Genomic DNA, 16,903 nt, shown 5'->3' on the forward strand with positions numbered 1-16,903 from the left:
AGCTTCAAAACCGGTAAAAACGGCTACAAGTCCAGGAGCTTCTCACGGATGGCACGAAAATCTGTCTCCGTCTCCGGCAGTTTTGTCTCATCTCTGAGAATCGCCGACGGATGATACACGGCGGTAAGCCAGACGCCCTTTCTTAACAGAAATGTTCCGTGCTCTCTTGTAATCCTGAAATCCGGACGGATGATCCGCTGCGCCGCCACCCGCCCCAGACACACAATAATCTTTGGCTGCAGCAGCCAGGTCTCATACTTAAGATACGGCATGCAGGCCTCCTGCTCCTCCGGCCTCGGGTCGCGGTTGCCCGGCGGATGACACTTCACAATATTCGTAATATAAATATCTTCCCTGGACCATCCGATTCCTTCCAGCAGCCGGTCAAAAACCTGTCCGGACTGTCCGGTAAACGGAACCCCGTCCCGGTCCTCATTTCTTCCCGGTCCCTCCGCGATAAACATGACCGGCGCCTGGTGATTTCCTCTTCCCATCACCGCCTTGTGGCGGGTCTTTGCCAGCGGACAACGCTGACAGTGGTCCACAAAATGTTTCAATTCTTCATAGGTGTACATTTTTCTTTCCTTTTTTATCCTGCACAGATGACTTTTCCTTTTATCATGCAAATCCAATCAAGACACATACCTTTTCCTCAGTATACCACCGGAAAAATCCCCCCGCAAGAAGCATGTTAACTTTTGTTGCTTGCCTTTGAACTTCCGATGAATATAATCAAGACTATCAAATGTATTCGCTGGCACTGACATAATGAAAAACATATACGGAACGCTGCCTGCGAACAATAAAGGGAGGTCATACTATGATTGAAGAAAATATCCGCCGCCTGCGGAAAAATGCAAAGATGAGTCAGGAGGATCTGGCGGAAAAGCTTTCCGTCGTAAGACAGACAATCTCGAAATGGGAACGTGGTCTGTCTGTTCCCGACGCAGAGATGGTGATAAAAATAGCTGCTTTATTCAACGTTCCTGTCAGCGAACTGCTGGGTATGGAAACACAGACTGCGGCCACCGGAGAGTCCCGGCCTGACAGCAGCGGAGCACCGCATCCTGCCGTTTCCGACGTCTCCATCAAAGAACTGACCCAGAAGCTGGCGCAGCTCAACGAACAGCTGGCAGAAAAAAATAAAGCAGAGCGTCGGATGAAACTGGTCAGTCAAAAACGTGGAGTCATCCTTTTCCTCTGCTTTGCCGCTGTTATTTTTTCTGCCAGTCTGCCAAATCCGGCGCTGGCCGCCTGTGCAGTCGGCGTCTGTTTCATCGCCGCTCTCCTGATTCTTTATAAGAATCTCGCACTGTTTACCAGTGTGACCGCGGAGAAAAGCAACACCCGGGTGCTGACAATCTCTACATTTTTCAATATTGCCATGATTCTTGTGGTGATTACCACGACTGCTCTGACAGAAGCCGGTATTGTCGTTCTCCCGGCCGGTGGAGAAAAAATCTTCGCCACCGCCGTCATCACCATCATTATCATTTTTTCAGGAATGATTTCCCCAAGACTGCCCTTTAACCGGCATATCGGCCTTCGTCTGCCCTGGACCGTCCGGGACGAAGATACCTGGAATGTGGCTCACCGTATTCTTGGCATCACGGCACTGCCCGTGGCATTGTTTTATATTGCCGCCGTCATCGTAGCAAATGACTCTGTGGAGACCGTCACCCTCTGTGCCGTAGCATTCTGGATTGGAATACCTGCCTTAGTTTCTTACATTTATTATTACAGGAAAACCCATGCGTGCGCTTAGAGCTCATCCCTGCTGCCGTCCAGTAGCAGCACTGCCACATCATTGACGTTGGTACCGGTGGGGCCGGTTATGATCAGTCCGTCGCAGGCCTTTAATGCCTCGTAGGCATTATTGTCCTCCAGGACCCGATAAATATCGATGCCCTGGTCCGCCAGACATCGTTTCGTACTACCATCCACATAGCCGCCGGCAGCATCGGTAGGGCCATCGGTACCGTCACTTCCAATGCTGAACAGCGCGGCATTTCCTATGCCGGAAAGTCCCGGAGCAGCGGAAAGCGCCAGCTCCTGATTACGGCCGCCCTTTCCTTTTCCTTTTAAATGTACCACCGTCTCTCCTCCGGCAATGAAAGCCATGGACCTGCTGGTTTTCCGGTGCGTTTTTGCCACAGATGCAAGGAAACTGCCGGCTTCTCTGGCCTCGCAGTCCAGCTGATCGGTCAAAAGCACCGGCTCATATCCAAGCTGCCGGCAAGACTTCGCCGCCGCCCGGCATAATTCCGTGACACTGCCGCTGATCACTGATTCCACATTGGAAAGCTCTTTCGGCGTCTCTGTTTTCAGACACCGGCGGGCCTCCCCGCTGATACGCAGATGGTATTTATTCACCAGATGCCGCGCCTGGGCACAGGTGCTGGAGTCCGGACTTGCCGGCCCGGAGGCAATCATATCCAGCGGATCTCCCAGAATATCGCTCAGCACAATACTGAACACCTTGGCCGGTGCACAGTGAAGCGCGAATTTTCCGCCCTTCACCGCCGACAGCCGTTTGCGGATAGTATTCATTTCCACAATATCCGCACCGCAGGCAAGAAGCTGCTCTGTGACATCCGACAATTCCTCTTCCGGAATCAACGGCTTTTCAAACAGAGCGGAACCGCCGCCGGACAGCAGAAAAAGAACGGTATCTTCCGGCTGCAGATGCTCCGTCATGGCGAGCACTGCCTCCGTTCCCCGAAAAGAGCCCTCATCAGGGACCGGGTGCCCGGCCTCATAACAAATCACACCGGGAATCTCTCCCTGTACATGTCCGTATTTTGTCAGAACAATTCCTTTAGAAAGCCGCTGTCCCAGAACACCCTGCGCTGCCGCTGCCATCTGCCACGCTGCCTTGCCCACGGCAACCAGATATACATTTCCCTGTGCAAATGTTTTCCCGTCCAGGGTCCGCTTCACCGCCTCATCGGGCAGCACCCGGCTTATGGACTCCTTTATAATCTGCTTCGCATCCTGTCGTAATGTCATTTTTCTTACCTGCCTTTACTCTAATGTTCCCGCACAAAATCCGCTACAACGCGATTAAATTTGCCCGGTTCTTCCCAAAACAGCATATGCCCGGACTCCTCAAAGAACACCGTTTTCGCTCCTGGAATATTTTCTCCTACCCAGGCGCTTCCATGCCAGTCAAAAACGTTGCTGTTTCTTGCCACACATACCAGCGTCGGAAGATTGATGTTCGGGATAAAGTCTCTCCAGTCCAGATTCGTATGATCCCGCATGATCTCAATACGCACATATGGCGGACAAAGAGAAATTTCATCGGCGATAAACTTCACCTCTTCCGCTGAAGGTTCATGATGCAGGCAGGCATGAGCCAGCCCTTCCGCCGCACCGCGCGGATCGTATTTGATGTCATAGCAGGTGCGGATAAACATTTCCACATCATAACAACCTTTCTGTCCCCACTGCCAGTCCGGGCCGGTGTACTGTGCCGGAGACTGGTCTACACAAATCAGACCGCTGATGCGATGATTACCAAACAACTCGATATAACTCCACAAGATAGACGCGCCCATGGACCAGCCAAGGACTGTCACATCTTCCACATCCAGATAGTCCAGAAGATTTTTCACATCCATGGCATAGCGGGAAATACGGTGACTGTGCATTACCTTCTCCGACTGACCGTGTCCACGCATGTCCATGGCGATGACTTTGCAGACTTTGGACAGCTCCTCTACATTTTTCTGCCAGAATTTTGTGGTGCACGTCCATCCCGGCAGCAGGAACAGCGGACGTCCCTCTCCTCTTACTTCATAATAAATCTCCACATTGTCATTGGTTTTAAAAACTGCCATTTCGTAACCTCCTCCTTTTTTCCGCCGACATGTCAGCGGAAAATTTCTCAACCTTTTATTAAAATGTGATATTACATATCTTATAATAAATGAGCGAAAAAATATATATTATAAAAAACATTATTTGTTATATTTTTATGTGTTCTGTAATATATTTTTGAATATACTGCTCCGTTTTTCATTTATCCGCCTCACCGCATATAATGATGAAACTTCCACGCCATGTAATATACTGCCGTCTCCGACGGCTGCCGGATATCTTTCCCTGTTTCATCCGCCATTTTCTTCAATTTGTACTGTACGGTGTTTTTGTGGATGTACATTTTTTCTGCCATTTTTGCAATGGAACCCTCACAGGAAAAATACATTTCTGTCAATTTAATATATTCCTCCAGCTGTCTTTTTCCCATATTTCCAAACAATTTATGTATGTAATCTTCCATGGTATTGTAAGAGATTTCATTGAGAAAAAGTTCCATGTCCAGTTCATCATAACTCACAATGCCGCTGCCGGCTGCCTGTGCCTGCGCCGCTGCTTTTTCCGCCTCATATACGCGGCGCCGCATGGACGAATGTTTTTCCCGGCCGCTGTCATATCCCACCGCAAGTTTTCTCCCGTATTTTTTCTCAATCAGACAGCAGATTTTCTCTGCCGCCGCTGTCATATGCGCGGTGGCACACCAGGGGAGAATGCAGATCTGCCGGGCCGGTTCTCTTAAATACAGCATCTTCCGGCGTTCCGCTTCATGACGTATGGACGCCTCCATCTGCTCCAGCAGGCGCTGTCCTTCAAAAGTATCCGACAGTTCCTGATACTCTTTAAACAGAAGAATCATCACCCGGTAAGATTTTGTGACATCAATCCCCATTTTGGCCGCCCGTTTCTGAAAATCCATACTCTGGGAAATTCCCGGATTATCCAGCCATTCCTCCAGCAGATAATATCTCTGCCGCCTTTCATAACGTTTCGCATCCTTCTGAATACTGTCAGCAATAAGGATTTCTGTCATGCGCCGCACAATATTACCGTAACCATATACCCTCTCCCGGTCTCCGGTAATCCCCACTACCCCCACCACGTTACCTTCCACGATCAAAGGCAGATTGATCCCTTTCTTCGTCATGGCATTTTCCATCTCTCTGGTGATATAAAGTTCCGGAAGATGATTTTTTATAATACGTCTCGCTCCTTCATGCAGATTGCCAATTCTGGCCGCATCTGTACTGGCTATGATATATCCCCGCTCATCCATGAGATTGATGTGTTCACCAATCTCTCTTCCGATTTCCTCCACAATCTCCTGTGCCGTCTCTCTGGAAATGTACATGTTCGTCCTCCCGTCTCATATCTTCCTTCCCGATCCATTTGCTTTTCCCTGTATACTTTCATCAGAGCATTTTTGTTTTTTATTATAGCATCTTTATTCCACCTTGACACCGTTTCCTCCCCATGATATATTCTGTACAAGCAATGAAAAGGGAGTAGCGAAACGTTTCTATGAAGCGGGTTTGAGATCGTCTGTCCGATGCCGGGAGGCATCCGTATCAAATGAGAAAGCAAGACTTTTATTGTGGCTAAGGTCATGATAGGGGTCTTTTTTCGTATCTGACACCTGACGACAAACCAGACAGCACTTTTCATCGCTGTATCCTTATCAGCCAGAGCCCAAAGGGTCGCTTACAGGAAAGAGAGGATATCTTTATGAGTAATGAATTAATGAGAAAAGAAGTACGGGAAGCCGTACAGGCGGGTGAGCGCGCGCTGCAAAGCTTGTACGCCGCGAGAGAACAATTAAACAGCGCAAAAAACTGGGGACTTTTTGATATATTTGGCGGCGGTTTTTTCGCCAGCATGATCAAACACTCTAAACTTGACGGAGCTTCCGCTTCACTGGAGGAAGCCAGATATCATCTGCAGATTTTTCAGCGGGAGCTCTCCGATGTCTGCATTCCGCAGGAATTACATATCAACGTCAATGGTTTTCTTTCTTTTGCAGATTTTTTCCTTGACGGTCTCATCGCCGACTATCTGGTACAGAGCCGCATCAACGACGCCAGGGAACAGGTGGACGACGCCATCGAAAGAGTGGAAATGCTCCTTGGCGATTTAAAATCATATATCTGATAATCCCATGTACATTCCGGGAATCTTCCCGGGATATGGAATTACGGACACAGGCCCGGCTTAAACCGGGCCTGTGTCATTTTCTCTTGTAATTAGTACGAAAATATACTATTATAGTACTGTTTCATATTTTCCATTTGATCAGCAACAGCAGGGAGGGATTCTATGCACAAGGAAAAAGAGCTGCTTCGAAATTTTTATTCTTCATGGGCGCAGAGTGTTTCTCTGTATACCAGAAGGGCGGATCACTACAACATCAGTTATCCGGTCTTAATGACACTCTATGCTCTGTACAGCCGGGGCAGCTTGACCCAAAAAAAAATCAGCGAATTCTTTGGTCTGCCCAAACAGACCGTTCATTCTTCTGTCCGGTATCTGGAGAAGCGAGACTACATTTCTCTTACTCCCGGCACGAGGGACCGGCGGGAGAAGATCATTTTTCTCACAGAAGAAGGACGAGCCTATGCCGGTGAACTCCTCACACCGCTTTTTGAAGCAGAAGAAAATATCTGCCGTACCATCGGCATCGAACGCCTCGAAGAGATGATCAATACCAATGACCTTTATAATCTTCTTTTCGAAAAAGAAATGAAACGGAGGATAAAACATCATGACTAATATTTTTTCATCTGCCAGGAAATCGTCCCGGTCATCAAATTATAGACTTTTCTTTCATTTTGTTGTTCCATCCATCCTGGCCTTTGCCCTCTCCGGAGTGTACGCCATTGTGGATGGCTTCTTTGTAGGAAACAGCATCGGAGATATCGGTATCTCCACCATCAATGTAGCTTACCCCATCGTCGCTTTGATTCTGGCCGTGGGCACAGGCATCGGCATGGGCGGCGCCGTTTACTTCTCCATCTTCCGGGCAGAAGGCAAACCAAAAGAGGCCAGAGAATTTGTGGCAGGAACCCTTTGGCTTCTTCTGGCCTCCAGCGTTATTATGACAGCGCTGGCGCTCATTTTTGCCACACCGCTCCTGAAACTCCTTGGCGCTCAGGGAGAACTTCTTTCTCTCGGAGAAAAATACATCTTTGTCATGGCTCTGGGCTCCGTCCTGCAGATTGTAGGAACCGGACTGATTCCGATGATCCGTAATAACAACGGCGCTATATTTGCCATGATCACCATGTGTTCCGGTTTTCTGACTAACATTTTCCTTGACTATCTTTTTGTCTGGGTATTCAATGGCGGGGTCACCGGCGCCGCCTGGGCCACCATCATCGGAGAAGTCGTCGCTATGATAGGCGGCATCGGATATCTTCTATATAAAAAGCAGATAACCTTCTCCATTTCCTGGAAAGCCATGAAACGAGTGACCAAATCCATTGTTCGCATCGGTCTGGCTCCCTTCGGGCTGGCTCTGACGCCAAACTTTTCCCTGATCCTCATCAACCGGTTCTCTGCTTCTTATGGCGGCGAGGAGGCTATTGCTGTCTATGCCTGCGTATCCTACATCCTCACTATTGTTTATCTGGTGCTGCAGGGTGTCGGTGACGGACTACAGCCGCTGATGAGTCAGTTTTACGGTGCTGGCAAAAAGGAGGATCTGGGGCAGGCAAATCGGTTTGCTTACCTGTTCGCCCTGTTATTGTCCCTTCTAAGCATTGTATTATTATACGTATTCCGCGGAAGCATCGGCGTCATCTTCGGAGCCTCCGCTACCGTCACGCAGTCAGTGGCTGATACTCTGATCATTTTCCTCATTGCCATCCCGTTTATCGCCATCAACCGGGTCACCACAGCCAGCTTCTATGCCACAGAAAAAAGTACCTTTGCCTATCTGCTGACCTACATTGAACCGGCAGCAATGCTGGTACTCATGCTCATTCTGCCTCCTTTATTCGGCGGACAAATGATGATCTGGTGGAGCGCCACCTGCGCGAGAATCCTGTCGGCCGTTCTGGCGATCATTTTAAAATGCTTTGCGCAAAAGAACTGATTGATTTGTAATTTATCGTGATTTCATTAAATATTTTGGTTTTATTTCATCTCCCAAAATGGTATAATAATAACGGAAATGATATATGATCCACATTTAGTCGGAGGTGATTCCATTGGAGAAAGATGCAGTCAAATTAACCAGACAGGTGGCGGCTTCCATGGCCATGGAAGGCATGAACTTAAAAGAGTCTGAATATGATGTTCTGCTTCGCTGCGCCGCCGGAGAACAGTCCATTTCCATGACTATCCAGGAAATGATCGCGAAATATACCGCACACTAGAGGAATGAAGGATTACTATTATGAATTTGAACAGGACAGCATTTACTGCTATCCTGATTCTTTTGTTCTGAAAAACAAACTGAACATTACCGACGGGGACCTGCTGGAGGAGGCAGAACGCAACATTACAGCGTTGCGCATCCTAGCTCTCCGGAAGAATCCCCCGGCAGGCGTCATGGATTTCCGATATCTCCGGCGCCTCCACAAAGAGATTTTCGGTGACATCTACACTTGGGCGGGAGAAGTCCGCAACGTCAACATCAATAAAGGCACCATGTTCTGCAGCCACCTGTTTATCACACAGCAGGCAGAGTACATTTTCGGCCGGCTGAAAAAAGAAAACTATCTGCGAAAATGCAGCGAAGAAAAGATGCCTCTCCGGCTCTCTTACTATCTTTCAGAAATCAACGCGCTGCATCCCTTCCGGGAAGGCAACGGCCGGACCCAGCGCCTCTTCATCGAGATTCTGGCAGAGCGGGCCGGATACGAAGTGGATTTTTCCAATGTAACCGCAGAGGAAATGATCCAGGCCAGCGCCGATTCGTTTCTGATGAAGTACGAGAAGATGGATAAGATTATGTTCAGAATTGTAAAGAAAACACCTCAAAAATAATACCGGGAGCAATTTTGTTAACGCTCCCGGTTTTTGTATTCTTATGCTTCGATATTTTTTTGTGTATCTTCCTTTAACTCCCTGACCAGGGCAAGGGCTTTATCATTTTCGCCGTTTTCCAGATGTTTCTCAATTTTTTCAATGACTCGTAAAAGTTTTCTGCAAAAGCTGACGAATTCTCACGTAGTACCCATGCTCTGCTCCTTTCTTCTGATTTTCCAGATATAAAGACAAACACATTATATTATTCTATTTTTTTAATTTTCTAAATTTTAACAGTATATTTTTTCTAATTATGTTATTTCCATTTTATCTTATGCACAGACAATATAATAAAAATCATTTTATATTTTGCATTTATTAATCAATTTCACGACAAAAAAATTATAGCATTTTACGACATTTTTCCAATTACGCACAACGCAAACTCTTTATATACTTTCTCATCTAATCAGTTGTGAAGACGCTATAAATCTCCATTCTCCCTGTTGACTTCCATGTATCCCAGATATAAAAATATCTGAATCCACGCTCACATCCACCACCACAGTCTGTGCGGGTACATACTTATCGTCTACGTATAGTCATCCTGTTTGTCCTTTGAGTTCTATTCAGATATGACGCAGTTTTCTTTCATCATGACAGATATAATAATACTCATCCCAAAAACGACATATATCATATTGTAAGACTTTCCAATATTTTTTGTATACCCGTGTTTTCCGTTTCTCAAAATTCTAAAACTTGGTATGGCTCTAATTATCATTTTCTTCCAGATAATATATATATCTGTCATGGGATGAATATCATCCTGATTAATGCAACCAATTCTGATAAGAACTTTATCGCTAATGTGATAGGTGTCAATACTTGTCAATCCAAATTCAATTTCATCATCAACAGTATCATATCGTCTTCCATTCGCTATTCTTTATAAACTCTGAACACTTCTAATTTTTCCAATGTACTTTTCCCAAAATTTCTTAAATATGTTAATCCTTTTTCTTCTTATAAACCTGTTTGTCGAACTCCATAGTAAGTCTCCACTATTGTGTTTTACACCCTGACTTTCAGCCAGGGTGTAGTTCGTTTTGTGTGTGGCAATGGCGCGCACAATTAAGTTTTAGACCCTGACTTTCAGCCAGGGTGTAGTTCAAAAATTTGATGGTTTAAGAGCATACTTTAAGTTTTAGACCCTGACTTTCAGCCAGGGTGTAGTTCAGCTTGATGTTATGAAAGGAGCAACTCCTGAGTTTTAGACCCTGACTTTCAGCCAGGGTGTAGTTCGGCATTGGTGTTTCAAAGGGTATAGATGTAGGGTTTTAGACCCTGACTTTCAGCCAGGGTGTAGTTCTTATCTATAGTGGAAGAGAGCAACGATGTGAAGTTTTAGACCCTGACTTTCAGCCAGGGTGTAGTTCGGGAAATAATTTCTTTAGCAGAAATCATTTGTTTTAGACCCTGACTTTCAGCCAGGGTGTAGTTCAGAAAGTCTTTCTGTAGATGGTCTACCAACGTTTTAGACCCTGACTTTCAGCCAGGGTGTAGTTCAGTAAAAATGTTGCAATTGTTTTCACGTGTTTTGTTTTAGACCCTGACTTTCAGCCAGGGTGTAGTTCAGAAAAAGAATCTCTAACAGAAAACAAAGAAGTTTTAGACCCTGACTTTCAGCCAGGGTGTAGTTCCTCTATACAAATGAGCTTTGTATAGAGCTTGTTTTTATTATACTTTTTACACTCCTGAATGTCAAACGAAACGAACAGTTTTATTCCAATTTTAAAAAATATTCCTTCTTTCTGCACATTTCGTCAAACAATAATCATATCATCAGCGAACATTGATATATTGAACGGTGATTCAGATACTGATTCCATCTTACGAAAATCATCAATACATAACGGCAAAATATTTATGATTCCCCCCTTAGGCGCCTCTTTTTTCAATAATGAAACTTCATGCCGTAGTGTTGCCTTATTCCTAAGTAACTTTGCATATATAGATTTTTGAATAAAAACATATCCATGATGAATTAAATATCTCCGAAATTTATCACTTTCTTTTTTATTTTCACCCGTTTTTACAGGTAAATCATACATTACCAAAACAACTGCTCTGCGTCTATGCAAACTGTATCTCCTCTACATGATAACGTGACATACTCATTCCTTTTGCCACGTCCTTTACAAAAAATTGTATCGCCGTTTCTAACTCTGTCTTTTTCCCTTTATAAATACACTCATTCTGAAGCAAACCTATTAATTTCTGTCGATATGACCAATCCAATTCACAATTTTGATATTTGTAAACTATTTTATCAACAAAAGGTCGGAATGGTTCCATTAAATCACAGGAAAAATTATAATTATTTTGTCTGTTACAATGATGGATTCCCAAGGCAGTGCTATATCCCATCATTGTAATTGCCCGGTTAAATGCACTGCATAAAATGGTATATCCATAATTTAATGCTGCGTTAATATTATCAGAATCAAAACGTCGAAATTTTTTACCAAAAAGAACATTAAAATATATTTTTGACGCCATTGCCTCTCGATTAGTCACATCGTCTACTTCCACTTGATTTAAATAATTAACCATTTGTTCCGGAATATCTAATTTTAAAATTTTAAGAAGATCCATTTGCTGCGAAATTTTCATTTTCACAAGTTGTCTCCAGATTGCCCCCTTTTTTCGTTTTGTCCATGCCGCCTGATCCATCAATCTTCCTGCTGTTTCATAGTTTGAAAAATATGCATTGACCTCACATACTGGATTCGTTTTTCTGTCACAAAATACAACTTTTGTATTTTGTGAGGCCAATTTTACTAATAGTGGAAATGAAATACTGCCAATATTGGAAGCTATGAGGAGTTTCCCAATCTGTTCGACAGGAAAACATTTCTCCTCATTTTCTGATATAATGACCATCTGATTGTCACGCATTTTCAACTTGTCCTGCGCCTTTGTTACCACAGTCCTCCATGACATATTCGCCATTCTCCTTTTTCTCAGAAATCCATTTTTTTGCTTTATTTGGCAGATAATTATTTCTGTCAAATAATTCATCAATGGACAGATTTTTGTATCTAGGTAAATTATATGCAAAAGGTACATTTAAAGCCTTCACAAAGTCTTTACAATATGTCCGGTAGTTTTCTACCTGACTTAAATAGTACTGAAGCCTTCCTTCTGACAGCTCTCCCTTGTCTGTTAGATTCTCAGCCATCTCACTAATATAACGTTGCACAAGATAATGATAGAGAGCAAAATATGATTGCACATCTTTATTATCATCAATACATTTAATATATTTATAAGCATCACGAATTACATTTAAATGCTGTACAGAATTGCGAAATACCCTTAAAGACCACTTATTAGAATATTCAAAATTCTTTGCTAAATAATCTTTCACCTTTTTTTTCGGAGGATGTTCTATTATAAATTCTTTAGCAAATTTTTTCCAATCTTTTTCTGATCCTTTCTCTTTATTATTATCTATTGTTTCTCCGTTATAAAGCACCTCATCTCTTTCGGCACAATGAAACGCAAGAAAATATCTGGAATTAACATAAATTAAATTTTTCTGCACGAGATAAAGCACGGTCAAATATAAACGTATAATATTCTTATCGCTTTCTTCCCTTCTGATGCCTTTTTTCGATTCTTCTTCAAAATCACCAAAATTTAGACCTGTAATTTTTTCTGTTAATGCTTTTCTCATCATATCATGAACAGAAGTACCTTTTTTATTGCTATCACCATCTTGAAATGCAATGCTCATATTACTACTAGAATCGCTATTCTGACTGAAACAGCTATTATAATATGCTTTAATCTGCTCATCAGGAATGTCTTTCAAAACAAATGCCACAACTTTTTTATTTGCAGCAAATGCGCGTACTTTTTTAGGATCAGCATAACGCACCAGATATCTAAATCTCGTTGATTTAATTACATTGTTCCAAATATATTTTTCAAAACCTTTTCTCTCCTTATCCTTTGTTTTATTTTTAGTATCCAGCAAGGCATCAACATATCCTTCCAATTCTTTTTCATCATTGGAATATCCTAAAATCTGTGCTGCGTCAATAAACATAGTTTTTTCTGTTTTCGGGACAGGTTCTGTCATTCTTGCAAAACTGTTGATAATTCGTAATTCCTTTGATATTTCTTTACTTTCTTCAAAAATTTCATAATCTTCTTTTAATTTAGTTAAAAGATTTTCTTCTTTCATTGTATCCATAAAACTGCTAATATTATCAAAACAATGAATCAGTTGCGTCAACAGAATATTAATTTCTTTTCCATCCAGAAATACTGTCAACAGATATATCATTTCGCTGAAACTATGTGCGGTTTCTTTTATAAAAGTAATTCCTTCTGATATTTCAGGATCCAAAGGCTCTTCGCTGTCTGTATCTGAGGACTCCTGATTCACTTTCTTATGACGTTTTTCATTCATTTCAGCAAGAATCCTATCACATACAGAAAGAATACTGTTACGAATAATCTTTTCTAATTCTTCTTTTAATTTCTCCGCCTCTTTACGATATGTCAGTTCTTTTTCTACTTTTGTTTCAGCATTACGAAGTTTTCTGACAAGTTCCATTGCTTCTTCCTGCTGTTCCGATTCCTGGTAATATTGATAAATCACAAAATCCATTATTCTGTATAGCTTTCTTCGTATTGGATTATATTTATCATCTTTGATCTTTTCTTTTATATCTTCATCCATTTTGTCGATCACAGTTTCTCTCAAATGCTTAATAGAAAAACCTGTATTTTTATAACTCTTTAGCATTATAAATTCATAATATTCCTGCGCTAGCTTTCTTTTTGCTTCTTTGCTCTCCGCATCATAGATACGAAACAGCATAAGAATATCCCTTTTTGAATTCTTCAAAAAACTCTGATTCATTTCATGAATTTTTTTCCTATATAAGTCATCTAATTCTTTCCTTGCTTCTTGTCGACATCCTCGTGCCTCCGATTTATCAAACTCTTTTCCCAATTTGTAAATTTCTGCGCGTCTTTTTGAGTCACCATGTGCCGTCGCCTGCCTCATCATTCCCAGAACAGCTAGTAAATGATAACATTTCTTTTCAAACTGTTCCCACTCTTTTTTATCGTTGCTGGTAATCTCCTCCCCTTTTTCATTAAGAGGATAGAACGTACTTCCAAAATACCTCATTCGTTTTTTTTCAATCAGTGTTGAAAATTTCTCGTAAAGCCCCTTTCTTTTACCTTTGGCATCTCGAAATTTTTCATAAGTATCATTTACCCCAAGATAGCCGATTAAATCAAACTTTTCCTCTCCTGACCAACTTAAAAGATTATTTAGAGCAAAGACAATATTATTTACCTGAACGGCAAGAATCTTCTCTATATCAAGAATATTATAGATGAGCTGAATATGTATATTATCCTTAAACTGTTCCCCAAAATATAATTCTTCCAGTTTTTTCCTGCAATGAATCAAGTCGTCGTCTTTTTTATTTCTAGACACAACCGGATTATTTACTTTCACAGGATCGCAATCATCATTTTCTTTTTTCGATATATTAAAACTTTTTCCGCAAACCTCCACCAACAATGCTGCTTTTTTATTTTTCCTGTCATCATTGATATCTGAAACTTTATCTCCGATAATATATTTATCCCGGACTGCTTTATTTCCCTGTCCAAAAGAAGTCATTAACACTTTCTGTTCGTCCCTGTCCAAAATAAATGTTGATTTCAAACCGAGGGCCTTTGCCCTAGATTTCTTTTTTTCGCCCTCTTCTCCCACTTCTTTCTTAATCTTCTCTAGTTCTTTCTGATCTTCTCTTCTTTGCTCCTGCTCTTTCCTCAATTCTTCTTGCTTTTTCCTTAATTCTTCCTGTTTTTTATATTTTTCTCTTTTTTCTTCTTCTTGTCTTTTCCTAATATCTTTTGGTCTTTGTTTTTTTGACATATTTTTCTCCCCCTATCTTTCTTTTGCAAGTGCCACAAAGTAACCTGTTTTCATTCTTTTCGAATTTCATCAACAACTGTTAACACAACTTTGGCAATTATTCTAGCAATAGTCCACTTATCCATTTTCACAATTTACCTCCTATTGTTTTTTGATTTTTATATTGCTGATATCAATTAACACATTCTTTTCATCTTATAAAAAATAGATATAATTCATTTCTCCACAATTCCCAACTCTCTCTTTAATCCCTTTACTAAAACTGCAGAAAAATTTATTTTTTTCTCTTTTGCCATTTCATCCAGCCACTTCGGAATAGTTAATGTCTTTTTTACATAGACTACCTTTTCTATTTTTCTAAAATATGGCATCCACAAATGAACATAAACAAGCTTGCTATTTTCATCAATCTTAATTTCTTCCTGACTTTTTGCTTTCGGATTTTCCTTTCCCATATCTTCATTTTGACTAATACAAAGTGCCAATACTTCCTGTGCTGCTTTTACAGCTTCTTCTTCATTTTCAGCTTCGGTCATTTGATCTGGAAAATCTGGAAATGTTATAAGATAACCATCTTCTTCTTTGTGTAGTACCACAGGATAAATATAATTTTCTTTCACTATTTTGCCTTCCTCTTTCATAACAATTTTTTAATATACATTAATTATACGCCCTCCCATTGACTTAAGCAAAGATTTTATATATAATAAATAATAATTAGATATTGTATTTTCCGGGTTAGTAATAGACTTTTTTGTTGCTCTATTAACCTAACATTAAAAAGGAGGATACAATGCCTAATTTTAGAAAAGTCGAGAAATTAATTGTCGCCAATGGCTGGAGTCTTATACGCAGTAATGGCTCCCATTACCAATATAAACATCCTGATAATCCTCACACCATTACGATTCCAAATCATAATGGAAAGGATTTATCCATTGGAGTTATTAAAAATCTCGAAAAAGTTACGGGGTTATCTCTACGGAGATAGCCCTTAACTTTTTCCGGCGTATCATCTCCTTGTTTTATAACAATTATTTTTTGCTTATAACTACTACAACTACATTTAATGTAGTGCGTCCTAAAAATAGTAATGCTTTCGATAACATTTTTATCCCCTTTCTGCTTTTTTCGCTGTTTTAAACGATAATCCTTTTGCTTTCGCTGCTTTTTCCCTATTTAATTTAGCTTCTTCGTAAAATTTCTTTGCTTTTCCATAGTGATAATCACCTTCACCATTTAAAGCTTTTGCCCAGTGCATATCCGCGTCTTTTTTAAATCTTCTTGCTCTTGCCAGATACATTTCTTCCGGGGAACTATAAAACGCCATTTTATCCCTCCTATTTTTAATTCACTTTATTTTTGTTGCCCTTATTATAATACGTGTTTTAATACGTGTCAAGTGTTTTTGCATAATTCATTTCTCCTTTATAAAAAACTTGCTTCATGCTCAATAGACTAAAGCCTATAAAAATAAAGGATTGATATCTCACATATTTTGATATCAATCCTTTATTGTATTCATCTACTTTCATTTCTGATCATAACTCAGTCATGTTTCATTTTTTCTTTCCCGTCTCCCGAAGATACTCTGAAATGAAATGCATCAGTTCCAGGTCGCTTCTGTAGTACAGTGTGGTTCCAACGGCCTTCATCACACCCTGCCAGCTGCCGTGGCGGCGAAACAGGGTCTCCGCATAAACCCATCTTTTACAGCAGGCAAACATCCTCTTAAATTCCTCAAAACAACTGTCAGAAAAATTCCATCCTTCTGTATTTTCCAGAGGTGTGTCCTTCCAGTCTGTCTTTTTCCAGCTCCGCATTTCGAATTCTGCCTGGGGCCGTTCCAACAGATTATAAATGCGCTCCATTTTCAGAAATAATTCGCCGTATCCCTGATAATGGATACCATATGGAATATGTACATTATAAATGATTCCTTCCGGTTCTTCGCCTTGTACTTTTTCAAAGGTAATCAGAAGTCCTGTCTGAATGACATTCCGTTCGACAAAATTTAATTTTTTTCTTTTGGTTTTTTCTGCTATCTTTCCCATATCTCCATCCCCTGTACCATCAGCCGTATTTTTCCTGATATCTGCTGTTCTTATCTATGATATTTTAGCAGATAACTTCATAATTTAT

General features: G+C 41.4%; 17 protein-coding genes and 1 CRISPR repeat array. Of the genes, 7 read left to right on the top strand and 10 right to left on the bottom strand.

Annotated elements, in window-relative coordinates; translation table 11 throughout:
* Window positions 1-23: 23 nt before the first annotated feature.
* A complete protein-coding gene (locus tag B5E53_RS09000; RefSeq protein ID WP_087314258.1) occupies window positions 24-575 on the bottom strand; it encodes a uracil-DNA glycosylase in 552 nt (183 codons plus the stop codon).
* A 245-nt stretch (window positions 576-820) separates the two neighbouring features.
* Here B5E53_RS09000 and B5E53_RS19235 point away from each other — a divergent pair, with 245 nt between their 5' ends.
* Entirely contained in the window at window positions 821-1,765 is a 945-nt protein-coding gene (locus tag B5E53_RS19235; RefSeq protein WP_162611871.1) for an XRE family transcriptional regulator, read from the top strand.
* Here the strand turns inward: B5E53_RS19235 and B5E53_RS09010 are convergent.
* From B5E53_RS09010 to B5E53_RS09020, 3 genes are all read right to left on the bottom strand, one after another.
* On the bottom strand, window positions 1,762-3,009 hold the full coding sequence (locus B5E53_RS09010) for a DUF4147 domain-containing protein (protein ID WP_087314260.1): 1,248 nt from the start codon (window positions 3,007-3,009) through the stop codon (window positions 1,762-1,764). The two genes, B5E53_RS19235 and B5E53_RS09010, sit on opposite strands and share 4 nt — an antisense overlap.
* Window positions 3,010-3,029: 20 nt before the next feature.
* On the bottom strand, window positions 3,030-3,842 hold the full coding sequence (locus B5E53_RS09015) for an alpha/beta hydrolase (protein ID WP_087314262.1): 813 nt from the start codon (window positions 3,840-3,842) through the stop codon (window positions 3,030-3,032).
* Window positions 3,843-4,033: 191 nt separating this feature from the next.
* Entirely contained in the window at window positions 4,034-5,170 is a 1,137-nt protein-coding gene (locus tag B5E53_RS09020) for a sugar diacid recognition domain-containing protein (protein ID WP_087314264.1), read from the bottom strand.
* 374 nt (window positions 5,171-5,544) lie between these two features.
* Between B5E53_RS09020 and B5E53_RS09025 the strand changes: the two genes are divergently transcribed.
* From B5E53_RS09025 to B5E53_RS09040, 5 genes are all read left to right on the top strand, one after another.
* Window positions 5,545-5,967, top strand: a complete 423-nt coding sequence (locus tag B5E53_RS09025) for a hypothetical protein (RefSeq protein ID WP_087314266.1) — start codon at window positions 5,545-5,547, stop codon at window positions 5,965-5,967.
* 165 nt (window positions 5,968-6,132) lie between these two features.
* On the top strand, window positions 6,133-6,585 hold the full coding sequence (locus B5E53_RS09030; RefSeq protein ID WP_087314268.1) for a MarR family transcriptional regulator: 453 nt from the start codon (window positions 6,133-6,135) through the stop codon (window positions 6,583-6,585).
* Window positions 6,578-7,909 carry an MATE family efflux transporter gene (locus B5E53_RS09035; RefSeq protein ID WP_087314270.1) on the top strand — a complete coding sequence of 444 codons (1,332 nt, stop codon included), beginning with the start codon at window positions 6,578-6,580 and terminating at the stop codon, window positions 7,907-7,909. Before B5E53_RS09030 ends, B5E53_RS09035 begins: the two co-directional genes overlap by 8 nt.
* Before the next feature lie 115 nt (window positions 7,910-8,024).
* Window positions 8,025-8,192, top strand: a complete 168-nt coding sequence (locus B5E53_RS19240; RefSeq protein ID WP_162611872.1) for a hypothetical protein — start codon at window positions 8,025-8,027, stop codon at window positions 8,190-8,192.
* Between the two features lie 4 nt (window positions 8,193-8,196).
* Window positions 8,197-8,805, top strand: coding sequence for a Fic family protein (locus B5E53_RS09040; RefSeq protein ID WP_087314271.1), 609 nt, complete (start codon window positions 8,197-8,199; stop codon window positions 8,803-8,805).
* A gap of 1,053 nt (window positions 8,806-9,858) precedes the next feature.
* Window positions 9,859-10,490: direct repeats of the CRISPR family, unit length 35 nt; unit sequence GTTTTAGACCCTGACTTTCAGCCAGGGTGTAGTTC.
* Window positions 10,491-10,613: 123 nt separating this feature from the next.
* Here the strand turns inward: B5E53_RS09040 and cas2 are convergent.
* The 4 genes from cas2 to B5E53_RS09060 form a co-directional block, all read right to left on the bottom strand.
* Window positions 10,614-10,931, bottom strand: a complete 318-nt coding sequence (gene cas2, locus B5E53_RS09050; RefSeq protein WP_087314275.1) for a CRISPR-associated endonuclease Cas2 — start codon at window positions 10,929-10,931, stop codon at window positions 10,614-10,616.
* Entirely contained in the window at window positions 10,924-11,748 is an 825-nt protein-coding gene (cas1, locus tag B5E53_RS09055) for a type II CRISPR-associated endonuclease Cas1 (RefSeq protein ID WP_162611873.1), read from the bottom strand. The genes cas2 and cas1 overlap by 8 nt, the downstream gene beginning before the upstream one ends.
* Window positions 11,741-14,761, bottom strand: a complete 3,021-nt coding sequence (gene cas13d / locus B5E53_RS19245) for a type VI-D CRISPR-associated RNA-guided ribonuclease Cas13d (protein ID WP_162611874.1) — start codon at window positions 14,759-14,761, stop codon at window positions 11,741-11,743. Before cas13d ends, cas1 begins: the two co-directional genes overlap by 8 nt.
* A gap of 215 nt (window positions 14,762-14,976) precedes the next feature.
* Window positions 14,977-15,402, bottom strand: a complete 426-nt coding sequence (locus B5E53_RS09060; RefSeq protein ID WP_242963602.1) for a type II toxin-antitoxin system HicB family antitoxin — start codon at window positions 15,400-15,402, stop codon at window positions 14,977-14,979.
* A 152-nt stretch (window positions 15,403-15,554) separates the two neighbouring features.
* On the opposite strand from B5E53_RS09060, the gene B5E53_RS09065 reads away from it, so the two are divergent.
* Complete coding sequence (locus tag B5E53_RS09065) at window positions 15,555-15,752, top strand: type II toxin-antitoxin system HicA family toxin (protein WP_087314279.1); 198 nt, start codon at window positions 15,555-15,557, stop codon at window positions 15,750-15,752.
* A 120-nt stretch (window positions 15,753-15,872) separates the two neighbouring features.
* On the opposite strand, the gene B5E53_RS09070 is transcribed toward B5E53_RS09065, so the two are convergent.
* Window positions 15,873-16,091: a hypothetical protein gene (locus tag B5E53_RS09070; RefSeq protein ID WP_087314281.1), complete on the bottom strand. Its 219-nt coding sequence runs from the start codon at window positions 16,089-16,091 to the stop codon at window positions 15,873-15,875.
* Window positions 16,092-16,320: 229 nt separating this feature from the next.
* A complete protein-coding gene (locus B5E53_RS09075; RefSeq protein WP_087314283.1) occupies window positions 16,321-16,815 on the bottom strand; it encodes a hypothetical protein in 495 nt (164 codons plus the stop codon).
* Between the last annotated feature and the right edge of the window lie 88 nt (window positions 16,816-16,903).

It is taken from the genome of Eubacterium sp. An11, assembly GCF_002161065.1.
Taxonomy (GTDB): domain Bacteria; phylum Bacillota; class Clostridia; order Lachnospirales; family Lachnospiraceae; genus Anaerobutyricum; species Anaerobutyricum faecale.

Coding starts and splice junctions, on each gene's coding strand:
- cas1 (WP_162611873.1), bottom strand. CDS start 11,748: ATGCGTGACAATCAGATGGTCATTATATCAGAAAATGAGGAGAAATGT.
- B5E53_RS09010 (WP_087314260.1), bottom strand. CDS start 3,009: ATGACATTACGACAGGATGCGAAGCAGATTATAAAGGAGTCCATAAGC.
- B5E53_RS09000 (WP_087314258.1), bottom strand. CDS start 575: ATGTACACCTATGAAGAATTGAAACATTTTGTGGACCACTGTCAGCGT.
- B5E53_RS09060 (WP_242963602.1), bottom strand. CDS start 15,402: ATGAAAGAGGAAGGCAAAATAGTGAAAGAAAATTATATTTATCCTGTG.
- B5E53_RS09015 (WP_087314262.1), bottom strand. CDS start 3,842: ATGGCAGTTTTTAAAACCAATGACAATGTGGAGATTTATTATGAAGTA.
- B5E53_RS09035 (WP_087314270.1), top strand. CDS start 6,578: ATGACTAATATTTTTTCATCTGCCAGGAAATCGTCCCGGTCATCAAAT.
- B5E53_RS09030 (WP_087314268.1), top strand. CDS start 6,133: ATGCACAAGGAAAAAGAGCTGCTTCGAAATTTTTATTCTTCATGGGCG.
- B5E53_RS09040 (WP_087314271.1), top strand. CDS start 8,197: ATGAAGGATTACTATTATGAATTTGAACAGGACAGCATTTACTGCTAT.
- B5E53_RS09025 (WP_087314266.1), top strand. CDS start 5,545: ATGAGTAATGAATTAATGAGAAAAGAAGTACGGGAAGCCGTACAGGCG.
- B5E53_RS19235 (WP_162611871.1), top strand. CDS start 821: ATGATTGAAGAAAATATCCGCCGCCTGCGGAAAAATGCAAAGATGAGT.
- cas13d (WP_162611874.1), bottom strand. CDS start 14,761: ATGTCAAAAAAACAAAGACCAAAAGATATTAGGAAAAGACAAGAAGAA.
- B5E53_RS09070 (WP_087314281.1), bottom strand. CDS start 16,091: ATGGCGTTTTATAGTTCCCCGGAAGAAATGTATCTGGCAAGAGCAAGA.
- B5E53_RS09065 (WP_087314279.1), top strand. CDS start 15,555: ATGCCTAATTTTAGAAAAGTCGAGAAATTAATTGTCGCCAATGGCTGG.
- B5E53_RS09020 (WP_087314264.1), bottom strand. CDS start 5,170: ATGTACATTTCCAGAGAGACGGCACAGGAGATTGTGGAGGAAATCGGA.
- B5E53_RS09075 (WP_087314283.1), bottom strand. CDS start 16,815: ATGGGAAAGATAGCAGAAAAAACCAAAAGAAAAAAATTAAATTTTGTC.